We start from the raw sequence: 17,736 nt of genomic DNA, 5'->3' as shown, positions 1-17,736 counted from the left end.
GGGGGCCATTCCCCCCTCGCCCTCCGGGAGAGGGGCGGGGGTGAGGGATCAGCTAGGCAGGCTCCAGCAGCGCCACGCTCACCTCGCCGAACAAGACGGCAAGAGGTATCGCCGGCCGTCCCCCGTGCCGCTTTGCCTCTACCGGCTGACTGTTGACCACGTTGCGGTACCGCGGGGCCGCGCCTTCCGGCAGCAGCAGCACGGTGTCCTGCCACACCCCCTCGCCCAGCGGGCTACTCTCCGGCTCCGGCATGAGCGTCGCCACCAGCCGCGCCGCCGCCACGATGAGCACACCTTCGCCTCCCTTCCTGGCAAAGGCACAGACGTGCCGCTCCCGCGCCCCCTTTGCCTCGAGCGGCAGGTACTCCCCGAAATCGAACGGGTCGCGGTTCTGCCGCCGGTAGTTCAGCACCCGGTAGATGAGGAAGAGCTTGATCCGGCCGTCTTCGCTTCGCTCCAGAAGCTCCCGGCAGAGCGCCTGCGCGCCGATCTCCGCCTCGCGCACCCGGAGTTCCCGCAGCGCCACGATCCTCGCGCCGTAGTCGACCTGGCGCCGGTTGTCGGGATCGACCAGGGTGAACTCGATCAGCTCCGTCCCCTGGTAGAAGTCCGGAACTCCCGGGACGGTCATCTTCAGGAGGGCCTGGGACAGCGAGGTGAAAACGCCGCAGCGGGCCAGGCGCTTTTGCAGCGACCGGAACTCACGCAAAAACAGGTTCCCCGGCGACTGCTCCAGGATGCCGTCCGCGAAACCAAGCACCGCCTCCTCGTAAGCCGCATTCGGGCTCACCCAGCTGGTGTTGACCTTGGCTTCCCGCAAGGCCTTGATCAGGTACTCCTTGATCCTCCCCCTGAAGCTCTCGTAGCCAGCCTGGTCGATCTCCCCCGCGGGCCAGGCACCGAGCAGGGTCTGGTAGATCAGGTACTCCTCGTTGCGGTCCGGGACTCGCTGGTTGTCTATCAGGCTGGCCCGCCCCTTGTTGATCCGGCTCCAGCGCACCACCGATTTCTGCCAGAGTTCCGGAAGCTCGGAGAGGGCGTCGATCCGGGTGCGTACGTCCTCGCCGCGCTTGGAGTCGTGGGTGGATGTGGTGATCATGCCGTGCGGGAAGTTCTTGTTGCGCTCCAGGTTCTGGCCGTGGAATGCGTCCAGGGTGGTTCCGAATTTGCCCGGCATCCCGCCGACGTCGTTCAGGGAAATGAGCCGGTGGTATACGTAGAAGGCGGTGTCCTCCAGCCCCTTGGCCATGACCGGCCCGGTGATCTGCTGGAAACGCATGGCAACAGAGAGCCAGGTGCGGCGGCTCTCCTCGGCGGCGCGCTCAGGAGCCTTCAAAAGGAGCACGTCCCGCACGAAATCGAACACGGAGCCGCTGATGGCCGGGTTCCTCCGCTTGGCCTTGGACACCGCCGCCTCGATGTACTGCATGTCCTTGTCGCGCACGGAGGGGGAATTCGCGTAGGTGCGGTAGACCGGAAAGCAGGCGATCACCTCGCTGATGGCACGGGCCAGGCTGTTCAAGGTGAAGTCGCGGGTGAGCCGGTCCTGCTCGGAGATGTTGTTCAGTTGGTGCGCCAGCATGTTCACCTCACCGGAGAGCGAGACCTGCATCACCAGCTTCTTCTTTTCGTAGACGATCTCGGTGAAGTCGGAGACGCGTTTTACGAAGCGGTCGTAGATGCGGTCAAACTGCTTGGCGGCCTCGGTGTCCACGAAGATGCCGTTCACGCTGTTCAAAAACTCGTAACCGGTGGTGCCTGCCACCGGCCACTGTTCCGGGAGCTGCTCCCCTTTCATCAGGATCTTCTCCACCACCGCGTAAAGCGGCTGGTAGTACGGCTCCCGCTCCAGCTCCCGGTAATACTCCCCTTCCGGGCCGTCGTCCCCCTCTCCCCCCTGGCCGCAGCCGCAGAGCTGCAGGTACGCGCTCTTTTGCAGGTTCTGCAGGTAGGAAACGGGGTCGTAGAGCCCGTCGACGTGGTCGATGCGCACCCCGGTCACCTTCCCCTCGCGGATCAGCCGCAACAGCAGCCCGTGGGTGAGGTGGTAGACCGCCTGGTCCTCCATGCGGATCGCCGCCAGCGCGTTGATGTCGAAGAAGCGCCGGTAATTGATCTCCTCGGTGGCGACCCCCCAGTAGGAGAGGCGATAGACCTGCTCCTGCAGCAGTTGGTCCATGAGATCGAAGCTGCCCGGCTCCCCCTTTACTCCGTTGAAGATCCTGACGTTCTCCGCGATGAACTCGGTAACCTCGGGCGCATCCTGGCACAACTGCCAGAGCCTCTTCTTGATGATCTCCTTCTCCCGCTGGCGCTCGCCCATCTTCTCGGGGTCCTGCTCGGTGGCGGGAGGGAGATGCTGCAGCCCGGTCTCGATGCTCAAAAGCTCCTGGACCGGCGCGGCGTCCGGCGGAAACCTCTCCTTCAGGACGTCCAGGCGGTGTTGGAGAATCTGGAGGTAACTGCGCGGCTCGATCGGTATCTGCAGCGCATTGCACTGGACGAAGAAGGCGCCGTCGCGGAACAGAAGCTGCAACCCGCCGCTCTCCAGCACCTTGCCGTACTGGTCTCCCAGAAACGGCAGCAGCACTTTCCCGGTCAGCTCCTTTTTCACCGGCGCCCAGTCGATGTCGAAGAAGTTGGCGTAGGGGGAGCTCATGCCGTTTTCGAGGATGTCCATCCACCAGATGTTGTCCCCGCTTTCGATGCACATGTGGTTCGGTACGAAGTCGAGGATATGCCCCATGCCGTGGCGGGCGAGCTCGTCCACGAAGGCATGGTAGCTCCGTTCGTCGCCGAGCTCCCTGTTGAGGATGGTCTGGTTCACCACGTCGTAGCCGTGCACGCTCCCCTCCTTTGCCGCAAGGTAGGAGGAGGCGTACACGTCGCTCACGCCGAGGTCGTGCAGGTAGCCGACGATCCTGGTGGCGTCGGCGAAGGTGAAGCCGGCGTTGAACTGCAAACGGTAGGTGGCGCTGGGTATACGTGCCTGCGGCTGGCGTGGCTGGCGTTCCATCGCATCCCCCGTCTATCCCTGCGGCAGTACCGCGTCGAGGTTGAAGTGCAGCATGTCCCCGAGCTTCTTGAAGGCATCGAACCAGAGGCTCGCCCCCTCCTCGCCGCTGCTGGAACGCGCCAGGTACTCCGGGTAGACGGTCTTCGCCAGGTCGTAATAGTCGTTCTGCAGCTGCCACAGCACAAGGTTGACCGGGATCTCGTTAAGAAGTTCCATGTACTTCTGCATCCTGCCCATCACCTTGAGGTCGGAGGGGTCCTGGAGCAACTGGGCCGAGAGCTTCTCCAGGTGGCGCCGCATGTAGTACTCGGTCTCGGGCCCCTCGATCCCCACGCCCCATTTCCGGATCTGCCCCACGATGCGTCGCACCCCCTCCTCGTCCACGTCCTCCTCGCTCATGGCGCGCTTCAGGGCCTCGTTCAGGGCCGGCTGGGCCACGGCCATGAAGACGTGGGGGACCGGCACCCCGGTCTCCTTGACGAACTCCATCAGCGGCCGTACGCGCTCGTACATCTCCTGGTAGCTCGCGACGCTTTCCTCGAGGTTGCGGTTTATGATCTCCCCGATGATCTTGCGCTGCTCGTCGCTGAAGAGGTTCAAAAGGGAGAAGCTGTGCGTGCCAAAGTGCTTGTCCATGAGGAGCACCAGGTCCGAGTAGAGCCCCTTGTCGAAGGCGGCGCTCAACTCCTCGCGCATGGCGGCATACCCCTGCTGGTCGCAGCCCTCCATCACCCCCCCCTTGAAATCGTGGCTCCCCAGACGCATCACGCAGAAGGTGAGACAGGCCTTCTCCTCGGTGATCTCGCTCGCCACATGGATGCGTCCCATGGCGATGACGGCGTCCGGGGTGCCGATCTTGTGGTACTCTTCCCTGGCGATGGCGTAGCAGTAGATCTGCGAATGCTCCTCGTAATCCTCGTAGAGGGAGCTGAAGGCGTAGTGGGCGCCGACCTTCACCAGGTCGAGACGGATCGGGAGCACGAAGTTCTGATATATCCAGAGTCCGTCCTTGTATTCAGGTATGTTGCTCTTCGCCTCCTTGAGCCGCTCCAGGAACCCTTTCTCCACCGGTCCTTCAACCACGCCCCCGGCGAGCTGCAGCGCGCGGCTCGCGTAGTCGATCACCTGCACGGTCTCAAGCCCGGAGAGCTCATCGAAAAACCAGCCGCAGCTCGTGTACATGAGCATGGTGTGGCGCTGCATCTCTAATAGCTTGAGAGCCTTGATCTTCTCCTCTGCCGTAAGCTCCCGCAGCGCGTGCCTGGAAAGGAACTGCTCCGCCACCTCCATTCCGCAGTTCAGGATCACCTCGATGTAGGCGTCCCGCACCCGCCAGGGATTCTTGAACAGTTCACGCCCCTTCTGCTCGAACCCCTTCGCCAGCAGGTCCCGTAGCCAGTCGAGGGACGCGCGCAGCGGCTGGCGCCATTGCTGGTTCCACCCCGGCATGCCGCCGGAGCAGCCGCAATCGCTGTTCCAGCGCTCAACCCCGTGTGCGCAGCTCCAGGAGGTGCGTTCGTGGATGCGCACCTCGGTCTGCGCGGGGCAAAGCTCCAGGTATTCGCCGTAGTTGGTGAGCCGGGCGAGGTTGTTGCTCTCGATGTGGTTCAGGCAGGAGGCGAGGGCCATGTCGCCGAACTTCTGGTGATGGCCGTAGGTCTCGCCGTCGGTGGCGATGTGCATGAGCTGGGGCCAGTCACGCTCCTCGGTGAAGCCGCCGACGAGCCGGCTGGCGAGCGCCTCGCCGCTTTCCAGGAGCTTCTCGAAGGCGACCGCGCGGGAGATCGGTCCGTCGTAGAAGAAGAGGCTGATGGTGCGGCCGGATGGGAGGTTGCAGAGGTAGGCGCGGGTCGGGTCGATCTCCGCCTCGAGCCACTCCTCCTCGCCGACGGCGCGATAGGCCGCGGCCTGGTGCGGCGCCAGGATGGTGTACCTGATCCCGAGCTCGGCGAGGATGTCGAGCGTCTCGAGGTCGACGGCGGTCTCGGCGAGCCACATCCCCTCAGGAAAGCGCCCGAAGCGCTTCTCGAAGTCCGCGATGCCCCACACCGCCTGGGTCCGCTTGTCCCGCGCGTTCGCAAGCGGCATGATCATGTGGTTGTAGACCTGGGCGATGGCGGAGCCGTGGCCGGAGCGCCACTGCATGCTCTGCTTGTCCGCGTCGAGGATCGCCTGGTAGATCCTCGGGGCCGCCTGCTCCATCCAGGAGAGGACGGTGGGACCGAAGTTGAAGCTGATCTTCGCGTAGTTGCTGGAGATGTTCATGACGCGGCTGTCGCCGTCCAGGACGCGGGAGGCCGCGTTCGACGCATAGCACTCGGCGGTGACGCGCTCGTTCCAGTCGTGGTAGGGGAAGGCCGAATCCTGAATCTCGACAGCCTCGAGCCACGGGTTCTCCCGGGGAGGCTGGTAGAAGTGACCGTGAATGCAGACGTAACGCTGGGTATCGTTCTCCTGCGCCATGACTTCCTCCTCAAAGCTTCGCGCTGTACACGACCACGCTGAAGGGGTTGATCCTGACCATACCGCGGGAACCTCCTTCCCCCGCCTCGATCCGCTCCGGCGTCTCCTCTCCCGGCCCGCGCCACTCAAGGGCCGAGGAGTCGAGCACCCGTTCCCAGATCCCCCCGGGGAGGGGAAGCGGGACATCCTGCTGGATGTTGCTGAAGCTGAACAGGCAGACGACGGCGTTGGTTTCCATCCACCTCCTGAAAAAAAGCACCTTCTGTTCCGGCAGGCCCGAGACCTCCATGCCGTCGCGCTGGAAGACCTGCAGCGCCGGAAGCGAACTGCGCAGGGAGAAGAGTTTCCTGTAGAAGGCGAGGATCACCGCCTGCTCCCCTTCCTTCACCGTCCCCACGCTGGTCTTCGACTCCAGGAAGGTATCCTCCGCCGAGGGGTCCGGAATCTCCCCCTCGCACACCCCCGACGGGTGCTCCTCCAGCTTCCCTTTGAACACCTGCTCGGCCAGCTCCAGGTCTCCATGGTCGATGAAGTAGTGGAAGGGTGCGCGTTCGCCGTACTCCTCCCCCATGAAGAGAAGGGGGAGGTAGGGGGAAAGGATCACCGCCGAGGCGGCGAGAAGGAGCTGGTTCAAGGGGAGGGTCGCGCTCAGCCTGTCGCCGCACTTGCGGTTTCCGACCTGGTCGTGGTTCTGGGAGAAGACGACGAACTGGAACCCCGGGTGCCGCTCGGTCGGCCCGCCGTGGCGCCGCCTGCGGTAGCGGGAGTACTCGCCGGTGTAGACGAAGGCCTCGCTGAAGGCCTTTTGCAGCTGCGCGAACTGCCCGAAATCCTCGTAATAGCCGGTGGTCTCCCCGGTCAGCAGCGCACGCAGGGCGTGGTGGAAGTTGTCGCACCACTGGGCGTCCAAGCCGAAACCGCACTTGTCCGGGGAGTTGATCAGGCGGACGTCGTTGGTGTCGTTCTCCGCGAAGAGGTGGATCTTGCGCCCGAGGCGCTCCCGGTGCGCGTGCACCTCGTCGGCCAGGCGCCTTAAAAGCGGCTTCGGCGTCTGGTCGAAGATCCAGTCGACGGCGTCCAGGCGCAGCCCGTCGAAGTGGAACTCGTTGATCCAGTACCCGGCGTTGACGAGGAAGTACTCGAGCACGGGGTCGCTTTCGGCGCCGTCCAGGTTCACGGCCCGCCCCCAGGGGGTGCGGTACTTGTCGGTGAAGTAGTGACCGAATTCGTCGAGGTAGCATCCCTCCGGACCGAAGTGGTTGTAGACGACGTCCAGGAGGATGGCGAGTCCCTTCCGGTGGCAGGCCTGCACCAGGCGCCTCAGCCCGTCGGGGCCGCCGTAGCTGTGCTGCGGGGCGAAATGGTACGCGCCGTCGTAGCCCCAGTTGCGCGTACCCGGGCACTGGGAGACCGGCATCAGCTCGACGGCGGTGACTCCCAGTTCCACGAGGTACTCGAGGTGCTCGATGGCCGCCTCGAAGGTCCCTTCCCTCGTGAAGGTGCCGACGTGGATCTCGTAGATCCGGTAATCCACCAGGGAAATGCCCTGCCACCCCTCCTCCGTCCAGTGGAAAAGCCCCGGGTCCACCACCTGGGAAGACTCGTGCACCCCGTCAGGCTGGTAACGCGAGACCGGATCGGGGTAGGTCTTGCCGGATTCCAGCTGGAAAAGGTAGCGGTCCCCGTCGATCACGCCGGGTACGGTCACCGAGTGGTACCCCTTCCCCTCAGGCTGCATCGGCACCGTCCCCGCCGCCTTGCCCGAGAGGATCAGGACGTTTACCGCCGTGGACTTCGGGGCCCAGACCCGGAACTGAACGCCACCTTCCCTCAACACCGTGGCACCTAATTCCATCCGCCATCCGCTCGCAACCATACGCCACCTCCCGCCCCGTCACCTCCCCGCCAGGGGCGCATACCCACCGCGCAAACCTCCTCAACGATACATGAGAGCCCCCCCGTGTCAACACACCCAGGGACGCGCGTTCTCGGAGGTTAAGGCCGCTAAACACGCTTAATTCATTAAACATCCACGCAAAGAGCATGCCCGCCCCGCTTAACAAAGGGAGCCCGAATCCGGCCGGACCCGGGCTCCCTTATCATCGGCGAAACCGCGCGGGCTTAAACCGCAGTGATGCCTTTGTCAGCCTTCGGGATTACTTGCGCAGCGTCGGCAGTGCTTCGCGGATAAAGGAGAGGTGGCGCTGTTCGTCGGCGTAGTTGGCGCGCACGATGGCCGAGATGTCCACCGGGAAGTCAAGCTTGGAGGCTTCCTCGTAGCGGCTGGTGGTCAGGCGTTCGTTGCTCTCCATCGCCTCTAGCGCCCCCTTGGTGCCGGTCAGGCTGCGCAGGGCGGTGAAGCCGGAGATGAGGAAACCCTTGAAGTCCGAGGTCAGTTCCGGTGGGGTCCCCCCGAGTTCCAGCACCTTCGCGGAGAGGAGGTCGATGTGCTTGCGGTGGTCCGCCTGGAACTGGATGAGCTTGTCCTTGATGACCACCTCTTTCACGTTCTTGATAGCCTGGTCATAGGCGTGGGTCGCGTCCACGTCAAGCTGGATCAGTTTTTCCAAGTGGTCGAGAATGTCGTCTCTGTTCATGCTTTCCTCCGGATCAGATTTTGGTATTTGTTTGCACGCGGCCCGTATGGCCGCGGGTAAACTGCGCTTCCCTCCTGCAGTCCGCATGAGTTCTCATCACATGACGAATTATTCCTCCCTCATCTTCTCCAGCAGGATCCATTGGCCCGTGGACTTGTGGTGGTTTTCCCCCGCCTCGCGCGCCATCTCCCTGCTGCTCAACCAGTCGGTTATGGCGCCGCAGCCGTCCTTGCACTCCGGAATGTACTGGTATTTTGTGTAGTCGAAATCCATCGGCGCCTCCCCTTTCGGCCGGTCGTCAGTTACAGTCCTCCGCCCAGAGGCACCCCTGCTGCCCGCACTGGGAAGACTGCCCCGAGTCGAAACACGCGTTGTTCCCTTCCGTAACTTGGATCAGGCGGATCAGCTCGCCCTTTTTCAGCTTCCCGCAATGGATGGCCATCTTTTGTGCGATCTCCTTGATGTCCTGGACCTTCATGCTTCTTCTCCTTTCTAGTGGCCGCAGTGGGCCTTGATCTTGTTCCAGAATTGGCAACGTCTAATAATCTAGCCGCCGGTCCTCTTTTGTCAATCTCCCTGCGTCGTGCTGCTGTGATAGACTCATGTGCAGCCGAAGGAGGTGTTCTCATGGGACTGGAAGAGTATCGGCGCAAGAGGGACCTGAACAGGACGCCTGAGCCCGCCGGGAAGGTGGAAAGGTCCGTCGGGACGCTGCGCTTCGTGGTCCACAAGCACGCCGCCTCCCACCTGCATTACGACTTTCGCCTGGAGATCAACGGGGTGCTGAAGAGCTGGGCGATTCCCAAGGGCCCCTCGCTCGATCCCTCCGTGAAGCGGCTGGCCATGATGGTGGAGGACCACCCTTACGAGTACGGCGATTTCGAAGGAGTCATTCCGAAAGGGAACTACGGCGCCGGCGAGGTGATCATCTGGGACGCCGGCACCTTCCATGCCGCGGCGACGAAGGAGCCGGAACTAAGTCTCCAGCTTTTGCGCGAGGGGTTGCAGAAGGGGGACCTGAAGTTCGTCCTGCACGGGGAGAAGCTGAACGGAGAATTCGCCCTGGTGCGGATCAAGGGGGACAAGGGGAACTCCTGGCTCCTGATCAAGAAAAAGGATCAATTTGCCGGGACCGAGGACGTGACGCTCCAGGAACGTTCCGTGGTCAGCAACGCCACCATCGAGGACGTGCGCGCCGGCAGGATGCCACGACGCCCCGCCGCGCAGGTGCAGGATGAGCCGGCAGGCACCGACTCACCGGCTTCCCCCCACCCCCCCTCCCCCAGTTCCCCCGGGTCTCCCGGGTCTCCCGGGTCCGCCGGGTCCGCTTCGTCCACCGTGAGAGGCGGCGCCCCCATGCCGCACCAGTTGCCCCCCATGCTGGCCACCTCCGCCGCCGAGTCCTTCAACGACCCCGACTGGCTCTTCGAGATCAAGCTCGACGGCTACCGCGCCCTTGCCGAGGTCTCCGGCAGCGAAGTCGCTCTCTACTCGCGCAACAACCTCTCCTTCAACAAAAAATTTTCCACCGTGGTTACGGCGCTCGCCTCCCTCGGTGTCGAGGCTGTCCTGGACGGCGAGGTGGTGGCGCTGGACGACAGCGGCCGCTCCTCCTTCCAACTGCTGCAAAATTACCGGCGAACCGGGCGCGGCAACATCGCCTACTTCGTCTTCGACCTCCTCTACCTAAACGGCGTTGACCTGCGCAACCAGCCCCTTTTGGCCCGCAAGGAGAGGCTGCGCGCCCTCCTTCCCGACCTTCCCGACCTGCCCGACATCCGCTACAGCGACCACGTCATGGAGTACGGCAGGCAGTTCTTCGAACTGGTGCGCCAGAACAACTTGGAGGGGCTCCTTGCCAAGCGCGCGACCAGCACCTACCAGGCGGGAAGAAGGAGCAAGGATTGGCTGAAAATCAAGGTGCGACTGCAGCAGGAGGCGGTCATCTGCGGCTTTACCCAGCCGCGCCGCAGCCGTAAAGGATTCGGCGCGCTGGTGCTCGGGGTCTTCGAGGAAGACCGGCTGGTCTGCATCGGCTTTGCCGGAGGGGGATTTGACGAGGCGGGGCTCATGGAGATGTACCACCTGCTGCAACCGCTGGCGCAGGAAAAGTCCCCTTTCCAGCAGCCGGTTGCGTCGGACATGCCCATCACCTGGGTAAGGCCGGAGCTGGTCTGCGAGGTGGAGTTTTCCGAATGGACCGCCGAGAACGTGATGCGCCACCCCATCTACCTGGGGCTCAGGGAGGACAAGGACCCGAAGAGCGTGGTGCGCGAGATGGTCGTTTCGCCCCCGGTGACGCCGCAGCCCGCCGCCGCTTCGGAACCCCCTTCCCTCCCGCGCCAGGCCGACCGGAAGAAAGGGGTGAGCGGAAAGAAAGGGGCGGAAGAGTTGCTGATACTCGGCGGCCACCGCCTCGAGCTTTCCAACCTGGACAAGGTGTTCTGGCCGGACCAGGGGTACACCAAGGGGGACGTCATCAGCTACTACCGGGCCATGGCCCACGCCATGCTCCCCCACCTGGTCGACCGTCCGGAATCGCTCTACCGCACGCCCAACGGCATCACTATGCCGGGCTTTTTCCAGAAGGAGGCGGGCGAGCTCCCCCCTTCGTGGATCACCACCCGGGAGATCTACTCAAAGCACGTCGACAAGAACATCAAGTTCTTCGTCTGCCAGGACGAGGCCACCCTCGTCTACATGGCGAACCTCGGCTGCATCGAGATCAACCCCTGGCTGTCACGCCTGCAGCACCTCGACTACCCGGACTACTTCGTGATCGACCTCGACCCCGAGGACATCCCTTTCGCAAAGGTGATCGAGACGGCGTTGGCGGTCCGGGAGGTCCTGGACCTGGCCGGCGCCATCGGTTTTCCCAAGACCTCCGGCGCTACCGGCATCCACATCTACGTGCCGCTGGGGGCCAAGTACGACTACGACGCCGCGGGCGAGTTCGCCAGGGTCATCGCCACCCTGGTGCACTACAAGGTCCCCGACTTCACCAGCATCCTGCGCAGCCCGAAGCTGCGCCAGAAAAAGGTCTACCTCGACTTCCTGCAGAACAAGCCGGGACAGACCCTGGCGGCGCCGTACAGCATCCGCCCAAGGCCGGGGGCAACCGTTTCGGCCCCGCTCAGGTGGGAGGAGGTGAAACCCGGTCTCGACCCCGGCCAGTTCACCATCGCCACCATGCCACGGCGACTGGAACACATGGGCGACCTGTTCGCAGGGGTGTTGGGGCCGGGGATCGACCTGGAGCAATGCATCGAGAACCTGGAGCGCCGGTAGGCCAAGGCAACGGACGGCGGGCAATGAGAAGCGGAGCAAGAACGCCCTTGGGAATTGAAAAAATACAAGATGTAAAATTGCACCCTTCCCATGATACACTTTGTTTATGGGAATTAATGAGTGGCGGGGAGGTGAACGATCATGTTACGGTTGGCCATCATATTCTTCATTATCGCCGTAATTGCCGCCGTGTTCGGTTTCGGTGGCATTGCAACAGCGGCAGCCGGTATCGCAAAACTGCTCTTCTACCTGTTCCTGGTGGTCGCAGTGGTGATGCTGGTGGCAGGCCTTCTGGCAGGACGGAGCATTACACGATGACAAACCTTGGCAAGACCTTCAATCGAGGCGGCGTAAGCCGCCTTTTGTTGTTCTCAATGTAAAGCCGTCCGCGGGTTCATGATTTCATCAGCTGCTCGCGGATGGCGAGCAACTCCCGCTGTTTTTCTCCCGATGTTTCCGGATAGTCCATCTTCAGCTCTTCCAACAGGTTCACCACCACCTGGGCCACGATCAGCCTCGCGTTCTTCTTGTCGTCCGCCGGGACCACATACCACGGGGCCTCCTTGCTGCTGGTGGCGCGCAGGCATCCCTCGTAGGCCCTCATGTACCGCTTCCAGAGCTTGCGCTCCTCGATGTCGTCCTGGTTGAACTTCCAGTTTTTCTCCGGGTTGTCGATCCGCTCCAGGAAGCGCTTGCGCTGTTCCTCCTTGGAGATGTGCAGGAAGAACTTGATGATGCGGGTGCCGTTTCGGGTCAGGTGCGCTTCCAGGTCGTTCATGGAGCGGAAGCGGTCCCGCCAGATGCTCTTGCGGCTGGACAGTTCGTCGGGGAGGTTCTCCGCCGCCAGGATCTCCGGGTGCACCCGGACAATCAGCGCCTCCTCGTAGTAGGAGCGGTTGAAGATGCCGATGCGGCCGCGTTCCGGAAGGCGCCTGATGCTGCGCCAGAGAAAGTCATGGTCGAGCTCCTCGGTGCTTGGGTGCTTGAAGGAGTACACCTCGCATCCCTGCGGGTTGACCCCGGAGAGGACGTGCTTGATCATGCTGTCCTTGCCGGCGGCGTCCATGGCCTGGAAAATGAGCAGGATCGACCAGCTGTTGTTGGCGTAGAGCAGCGCCTGCAGGGCGCTCAGCCGTTCGATCTGTTCGGTCAGGAGCTCCTGGTACTGTTCCTTGGAGTCGTAAAAAGGGGGGACCGAGGTGGGGCGTTTCTTCAGCTCCACCTCGTCCTTCGGCTTCACCCGGAACTGTTCGGTAGGGATCTTCATGCGCGCCTCCTTGGTGACCACACTGTTGAGGCTAACGCAGATCGTGCACTTTTCAATGAGAATGCCTGGCTATGATATTCATGAAGTTACCGGACAGAGCACCATTGGCAACGCGAGAAAGGAGAAAAGGCAGGGGCGAATGATCATTCGCCCCTGCCGCGAGGAGGTCCCGTCATCCTCCCATTTGCTACTTTTCGCTCCTGATCAAAAGCGTCGACATCATCTGTTTGGCCGACTGTGTCACGATACCCCCGAGGTTCGGATCCCCCTTGAAGATCGATGAGAGGAACCCCTTCGCCTGGTCGAAGGTGATGTGCGGCGGCAGCGGCGGTACGTCCGGGTCGCAGCGCGCATCGATCACCACCGGCCGGTTGGCGCTCAAAGCCGTCCTCCAGGCCGAGCGGATCTGCTCGGGATCGTCCAGCCTGATACCGTCCAGGCCGAGCATCTCGGCGTACCCCGCGTAGGGGAATTCCGGTATGTCCTGGGAGGCGCTGAACTTGGCGTCGCCGTTCATGACGCGCTGCTCCCAGGTCACCTGGTTCAGGTCCCCGTTGTTGAGCACCAGGACCACCAGCTGCGGATTGCTCCACTCCTTCCAGTACTTGGCGATGTTCACGAGGCCGTTGATCCCCTGCATCTGCATGGCGCCGTCCCCCACCATGGCGATCACCGGCCGGTCCGGGTAGTTCATCTTGGCGGAGACGGCGTAGGGGACCCCCGGGCACATGGTGGCGAGCCCCCCCGAGAGGGACGCCATCATCCCCGCCCGGATCTTGAGATCCCGCGCGTACCAGTTGGCGGCCGAACCCGAGTCGCAGGTCAGGATGCAGTTGTCGGGAAGCTGCGCCGAGAGTTCCCAGAACAGGCGCTGCGGGTTGATCGGGTTCGCTGCAAGCTTGGCGCGGGCCTCAAGGACCTCCCACCACTCGTTGACCCCCTTCTCGATGTCATCGCGCCAGCCGCGGTCCTGCTTCTGCTCCAGAAGCGGGATCAGCGCACGCAGGGTGAGCCTCGCGTCCCCCTGCAGGTTCACCTCCATGGGATAACGCAGCCCGAGCATCCTGGCGCTGATGTCGATCTGCACCCCGCGCGCCTGCCCCTCCTTGGGCAGGAACTCCGCATAGGGGAATCCGCTGCCTATCATGAGCAGCGTGTCGCACTCCTTCATCATTTCCCAGCTCGGCTTGGTCCCCAAAAGGCCTATGGAACCGGTGACGTAGGGGAGGGTGTCCGGCAGCACCGCCTTGCCCAGAAGCGCCTTGGCCACCCCCGCCCCCAGCTTCTCCGCCGCTATGGCCACCTCCTCGCCCGCGCCCAGCGCGCCGGCCCCCACCAGGAAGGCCACCTTTTTCCCGGCGTTCAAGACGTCTGCGGCGCGTTTGAGGTCGTCACGAGCCGGAACGATCTCCGGCCGGGTGAAACCGAGCCCGGTGAAGGTCGCGCCGTGCTTGCGCACCGGCGACGGGACCGCGTCCATCTCCTGCATGTCGGTGGGGAAGATCACGCAGGTGACGGTCCGCTCGGCCAGGGCGATGCGGATGGCGCGGTCCACCAATTGCCTCACCTGCCCGGCGCTGCTGGCCATGTGCACGTAATGGTGGGCCACGTCCTTGAACAGCGAGAGGAGATCCACCTCCTGCTGGTAGTCCGCGCCGAGCGCCTGCGTGGACTGCTGTCCCACGATGGCCACCACGGGCTGATGGTCGAGCTTCGCGTCGTAGAGCCCGTTCAACAGGTGGATCGCACCCGGACCGGATGTCGCGATGCAGACCCCGACCTCACCGGTGAACTTGGCGTGCGCGCAGGCCATGAAGGCCGCCTCCTCCTCGTGGCGGGTCTGGATGAAGGCAACCTTCTCCTTTTCCCGGTTCAAGGCGCCCATCACGCCGTTGATACCGTCGCCCGGGTAGCCGTAGACCTTGCGCACCCCCCAGTCGTAAAGCCGTTGCACCAGGTAATCGCTGGCAGTTGTCATGAGTCCTCCCTGCTCATTAAATTTGATAATTTTAATCACCCTAACAGTCTAGGAAGCGGACCTTCTTTGTCAACAGCGGGCACCCCGGCTCGCACCGCGCGCTTGACAAGAACAGCCACCTTGATAAAAAAGGTTAATCTTTTTTCATCTTGATCTTCATTGAAGCGATGAGAACCGACCCGGGGGGCGAACCGATGTCCGAGATGTCCAGACGCACCTTCTTGTGGATCACGGGGGGGAGCAGCATCGCGCTGGCGACCGATTCGCCGCGCAAGCTGGTCAACAAGCTGATCCCGAAGGTGAACCCACCCGAAGAGATCTCTCCCGGCCACTGGACCTATTACGCGACGACCTGTCGTGAATGCCCCGCCGGCTGCGGCATGCACGTTGCCAACCGCGACGGCCGCGCCACCAAGGCCGAGGGGAACCCCGAACACCCGGTGAACCGGGGTGCGCTCTGCCCGCGTGGGCAGTCCTCGCTGCAGGGACTCTTCGACCCGGACCGGGTCACCAAGGTGCTCTACCGCAGCGGGAGAAAGCACCGGCAAAGGAGCTGGCAGGAGGCCTTCGACTCCATTTCGTCCCGGCTGGCCGCAGGTGGAAGGGTGGCGCTGCTGTCCGCCCTGCAGACCGGGGCGCCGGCCGAGGTGCTGCATGCCTTTGCCGCCGCCTTCGGCTCGGACCGGGTCCTCTTCTACGAACCCTTCAACTACGAATCCCTCCGCGCCGCGCACCAGCAGCTCTTCGGCCTCCCGGTGATCCCCCGCTACGACCTGGAAGGAAGCGACTTCATCCTCAGCTTCGCCGCCGACTTCCTGGAGACCTGGGGCTCGCCGGTCCGCCAGGCGAGGCAGTTTTCCGACGGCCGCGCCTACCGGGAAGGGGAGTCCCCCACCCGGATGGCGTACCTGGGGCCGCGCCTCTCCATGACCGCCGGCAACGGGGACTACTTCGTACAGGTTTCTCCCGAGCAGCTCCCGGTGGTCGCGGCGGCCCTGCTCAGGGTGATCGTGGACCGGGGGTGGGCCAGGAACGACCTGGGGGTGCTCCGGCCTGCTCTGGACACCCTGCTCAACGCCCCCTCTCTCCCCGCGCTGGACCAGGAGCTCCTGCTGACGGTGGCCCGCGGCTTCACCTCGGCACGCCGCCCTGTGGCCCTGGCCGGTCCACCGTTTGCCGCCGGCCCGACCGCCACCCAGACCGCCCTCTGCGTCGCCCTGCTCAACTACGCCGTCGGCGCGATAGGCAGCACGGTCGATTTCTCCCGCCCGCACGCCCTGAGCGGCAGCGCCCGCGACGCCGAGCTGGACCTGTTCTTTTCCTCCCTGGGGGCGCAAGACGTCCTGTTCGTGCTCGACGCGAACCCCGCCTACTCCAGGGCCGGTGCGGCGGACCGGATGGCGCGGGCCGGGATGGTGGTTTACCTCGGTTCGCAGTTGGACGAGACGGCGGAGCTGGCGCGCTGGGTGCTCCCGACCGACAGCCACCTGGAGTCCTGGGGCGAATACCAGCCGGAACCGGGTGTGGACGGTCTGATGCAGCCGGCCATGGGTCGCCTCTACGACACCCGTGGCGCCTGCGATATCTTGATCGCGCTGGCCCGCGAGGCCGGCAGGCCGCTTCGGAGCGCGCGCGGCACGACGCCAGCCGACCTGCTTCAGTGGCTCAAGGAACGGCGTGGTTTCGGCGGCGGCGGGGACGAGGCGGAGCGTGGTTGGCAGGCGGCGCTCAGGACCGGAGGTACCTGGCAGGAAACACTCCCTCCGGGCACGGCACACACCCCGCATCTGGCCGGGATATCCTCCCAGGCGCAGCGCCCCTCGGGACCGGCACGCGCCGAGGACGTGGAACTGTGGCCCTGGGCCTCGATCATGCTCTACGACGGACGTCTGGCCAACCGGGGCTGGCTGCAGGAGGCTCCCGACCCGACCAGCTTCATCGTCTGGGGTAATTGGATCGACCTCCACCCGAAGAAGGCGGCGACCCTCGGCATCGAGGCGGGGGACCTGGTGCAGCTAACGAGCGTTGCCGGGTCTCTGCGGGCGCCGGTCCGCCTCACCACCGAAATCCACGAGCGCTGCGCGGCGGTCGGCCTCGGGCAGGGGCACAGCGCGCTGGGCCAGAACGCGAGGGGGGTCGGCTCCAACGCATTCCTCCTGCTCGATGCCGTCCAACGGGCCGGGTTCTTCACCCCCTGCCGGGTCAGCCGGGTCGCCGGCAACGCCCCACGCCCCATCCGGACCGCGCTGAGCAACGACCAGCTGCAGCGCGACCTGCTCGAGTCGGTGCCGCTCTCGGTGCTGCGCTCCGCGAAACCGCAGGTGGAACGGTTTGACCTGCCGCTCCCCGAGGGGTACCACGCGGATCGCGACCTCTACCCGAAACACGAGCACTTGAAGCACCGCTGGGCCATGGCGGTGGACCTGCAGCGCTGCATCGGCTGCGGCGCCTGCGCCGTCGCCTGCTACGCCGAGAACAACGTCCCGGTGATCGGCCCGGAACTGGTGGCGGACGGCCGGGAGATGGCCTGGCTGCGCGTCCCCCCCTACCGCGTCCCCGGGAGTACCTGGCGCTACGCGTGGCTGCCGCTGCACTGCCAGCACTGCGACGCCGCCCCCTGCGAGCCGGTCTGCCCGGTCTTCGCCTCGATGCACAACGAGGAGGGGCTGAACGCCCAGATCTACAACCGCTGCATCGGCACCCGCTACTGTTCCAACAACTGCCCCTACAAGGTGCGCCGCTTCAACTGGGTGAACCTGGCATGGAGAACGCCCCTGGACCTGCAGTTGAACCCCGAGGTGACCGTGCGCCAGCGCGGCGTGATGGAAAAGTGCACCTTCTGCGTGCAGCGCATCCGGCAGGCGCAGTACCGCGCCGCGCGCGAGGGGCGCAAGCTGCGGGACGGCGAGGTGGTTCCGGCCTGCGCCCAGACCTGCCCGGCCGGGGTCTTCACCTTCGGCGACCTCCTCGACCCGGGCGCCCTGGTGACCAGGCTCACCCGGAGCGACCCGCGCCGCTACCACCTGCTGCATGAGCTCAACACCAAGCCCGCGGTGACGTTTTTGAAGCGGGTGGACAACGACGTGGTCTGAGACAGTCCGACGCGGTCTGACCCGGCTGATCGGAC

11 protein-coding genes are annotated in these 17,736 nt (G+C 64.3%); 3 read left to right on the top strand and 8 right to left on the bottom strand.

All coding sequences use genetic code 11. The features are described 5' to 3' along the window. Positions 1 to 52: 52 nt before the first annotated feature. From KP003_RS20220 to KP003_RS20195, 6 genes are all read right to left on the bottom strand, one after another. On the bottom strand, positions 53 to 3,016 hold the full coding sequence (locus KP003_RS20220; protein WP_216497097.1) for a malto-oligosyltrehalose synthase: 2,964 nt from the start codon (positions 3,014 to 3,016) through the stop codon (positions 53 to 55). Positions 3,017 to 3,028: 12 nt separating this feature from the next. Beyond that, positions 3,029 to 5,479 carry a DUF3536 domain-containing protein gene (locus KP003_RS20215; protein WP_216497098.1) on the bottom strand — a complete coding sequence of 817 codons (2,451 nt, stop codon included), beginning with the start codon at positions 5,477 to 5,479 and terminating at the stop codon, positions 3,029 to 3,031. A 10-nt stretch (positions 5,480 to 5,489) separates the two neighbouring features. Next, complete coding sequence (gene treZ, locus KP003_RS20210) at positions 5,490 to 7,334, bottom strand: malto-oligosyltrehalose trehalohydrolase (RefSeq protein ID WP_236026674.1); 1,845 nt, start codon at positions 7,332 to 7,334, stop codon at positions 5,490 to 5,492. Between the two features lie 301 nt (positions 7,335 to 7,635). Beyond that, positions 7,636 to 8,076 (bottom strand): ferritin-like domain-containing protein, encoded by a 441-nt coding sequence (locus KP003_RS20205; protein ID WP_216497100.1) that lies wholly within the window; start codon positions 8,074 to 8,076, stop codon positions 7,636 to 7,638. A gap of 108 nt (positions 8,077 to 8,184) precedes the next feature. Further along, on the bottom strand, positions 8,185 to 8,349 hold the full coding sequence (locus KP003_RS20200) for a hypothetical protein (RefSeq protein WP_216497101.1): 165 nt from the start codon (positions 8,347 to 8,349) through the stop codon (positions 8,185 to 8,187). Positions 8,350 to 8,374: 25 nt separating this feature from the next. Then, the gene (locus tag KP003_RS20195) at positions 8,375 to 8,554 is read right to left on the bottom strand and encodes an SAP domain-containing protein (RefSeq protein ID WP_216497102.1); all 180 of its coding nucleotides are present in this window, start codon (positions 8,552 to 8,554) and stop codon (positions 8,375 to 8,377) included. A gap of 149 nt (positions 8,555 to 8,703) precedes the next feature. Between KP003_RS20195 and ligD the strand changes: the two genes are divergently transcribed. Both ligD and KP003_RS20185 read left to right on the top strand, forming a co-directional pair. Further along, positions 8,704 to 11,364, top strand: a complete 2,661-nt coding sequence (gene ligD / locus KP003_RS20190) for a DNA ligase D (RefSeq protein ID WP_216497103.1) — start codon at positions 8,704 to 8,706, stop codon at positions 11,362 to 11,364. A gap of 141 nt (positions 11,365 to 11,505) precedes the next feature. Beyond that, complete coding sequence (locus tag KP003_RS20185; RefSeq protein WP_216789904.1) at positions 11,506 to 11,682, top strand: DUF1328 family protein; 177 nt, start codon at positions 11,506 to 11,508, stop codon at positions 11,680 to 11,682. 76 nt (positions 11,683 to 11,758) lie between these two features. Here the strand turns inward: KP003_RS20185 and KP003_RS20180 are convergent, their stop codons facing one another. Continuing rightward, positions 11,759 to 12,631 carry an ADP-polyphosphate phosphotransferase gene (locus tag KP003_RS20180; protein WP_216497105.1) on the bottom strand — a complete coding sequence of 291 codons (873 nt, stop codon included), beginning with the start codon at positions 12,629 to 12,631 and terminating at the stop codon, positions 11,759 to 11,761. A gap of 187 nt (positions 12,632 to 12,818) precedes the next feature. Then, entirely contained in the window at positions 12,819 to 14,609 is a 1,791-nt protein-coding gene (locus KP003_RS20175) for a thiamine pyrophosphate-requiring protein (RefSeq protein WP_216497106.1), read from the bottom strand. A gap of 194 nt (positions 14,610 to 14,803) precedes the next feature. On the opposite strand from KP003_RS20175, the gene KP003_RS20170 reads away from it, so the two are divergent. After that, positions 14,804 to 17,701 (top strand): 4Fe-4S dicluster domain-containing protein, encoded by a 2,898-nt coding sequence (locus tag KP003_RS20170; RefSeq protein ID WP_216497107.1) that lies wholly within the window; start codon positions 14,804 to 14,806, stop codon positions 17,699 to 17,701. The last annotated feature ends 35 nt before the right edge of the window (positions 17,702 to 17,736 follow it).

The sequence above is a fragment of the Geomonas diazotrophica genome, assembly GCF_019063885.1.
Classification (GTDB): domain Bacteria; phylum Desulfobacterota; class Desulfuromonadia; order Geobacterales; family Geobacteraceae; genus Geomonas; species Geomonas diazotrophica.
The sequence above is the reverse complement of the archived record's forward strand: the minus strand, read 5'-3'. Positions and strand labels throughout refer to the sequence as shown.

What these genes read in the sequence shown, in the direction of transcription:
- KP003_RS20175 (WP_216497106.1), bottom strand. Translation starts at nt 14,609, where the DNA reads ATGACAACTGCCAGCGATTACCTGGTGCAACGGCTTTACGACTGGGGG.
- KP003_RS20180 (WP_216497105.1), bottom strand. Translation starts at nt 12,631, where the DNA reads ATGAAGATCCCTACCGAACAGTTCCGGGTGAAGCCGAAGGACGAGGTG.
- KP003_RS20205 (WP_216497100.1), bottom strand. Translation starts at nt 8,076, where the DNA reads ATGAACAGAGACGACATTCTCGACCACTTGGAAAAACTGATCCAGCTT.
- KP003_RS20200 (WP_216497101.1), bottom strand. Translation starts at nt 8,349, where the DNA reads ATGGATTTCGACTACACAAAATACCAGTACATTCCGGAGTGCAAGGAC.
- KP003_RS20195 (WP_216497102.1), bottom strand. Translation starts at nt 8,554, where the DNA reads ATGAAGGTCCAGGACATCAAGGAGATCGCACAAAAGATGGCCATCCAT.
- ligD (WP_216497103.1), top strand. Translation starts at nt 8,704, where the DNA reads ATGGGACTGGAAGAGTATCGGCGCAAGAGGGACCTGAACAGGACGCCT.
- KP003_RS20185 (WP_216789904.1), top strand. Translation starts at nt 11,506, where the DNA reads ATGTTACGGTTGGCCATCATATTCTTCATTATCGCCGTAATTGCCGCC.
- treZ (WP_236026674.1), bottom strand. Translation starts at nt 7,334, where the DNA reads ATGGAATTAGGTGCCACGGTGTTGAGGGAAGGTGGCGTTCAGTTCCGG.
- KP003_RS20215 (WP_216497098.1), bottom strand. Translation starts at nt 5,479, where the DNA reads ATGGCGCAGGAGAACGATACCCAGCGTTACGTCTGCATTCACGGTCAC.
- KP003_RS20170 (WP_216497107.1), top strand. Translation starts at nt 14,804, where the DNA reads ATGTCCGAGATGTCCAGACGCACCTTCTTGTGGATCACGGGGGGGAGC.
- KP003_RS20220 (WP_216497097.1), bottom strand. Translation starts at nt 3,016, where the DNA reads ATGGAACGCCAGCCACGCCAGCCGCAGGCACGTATACCCAGCGCCACC.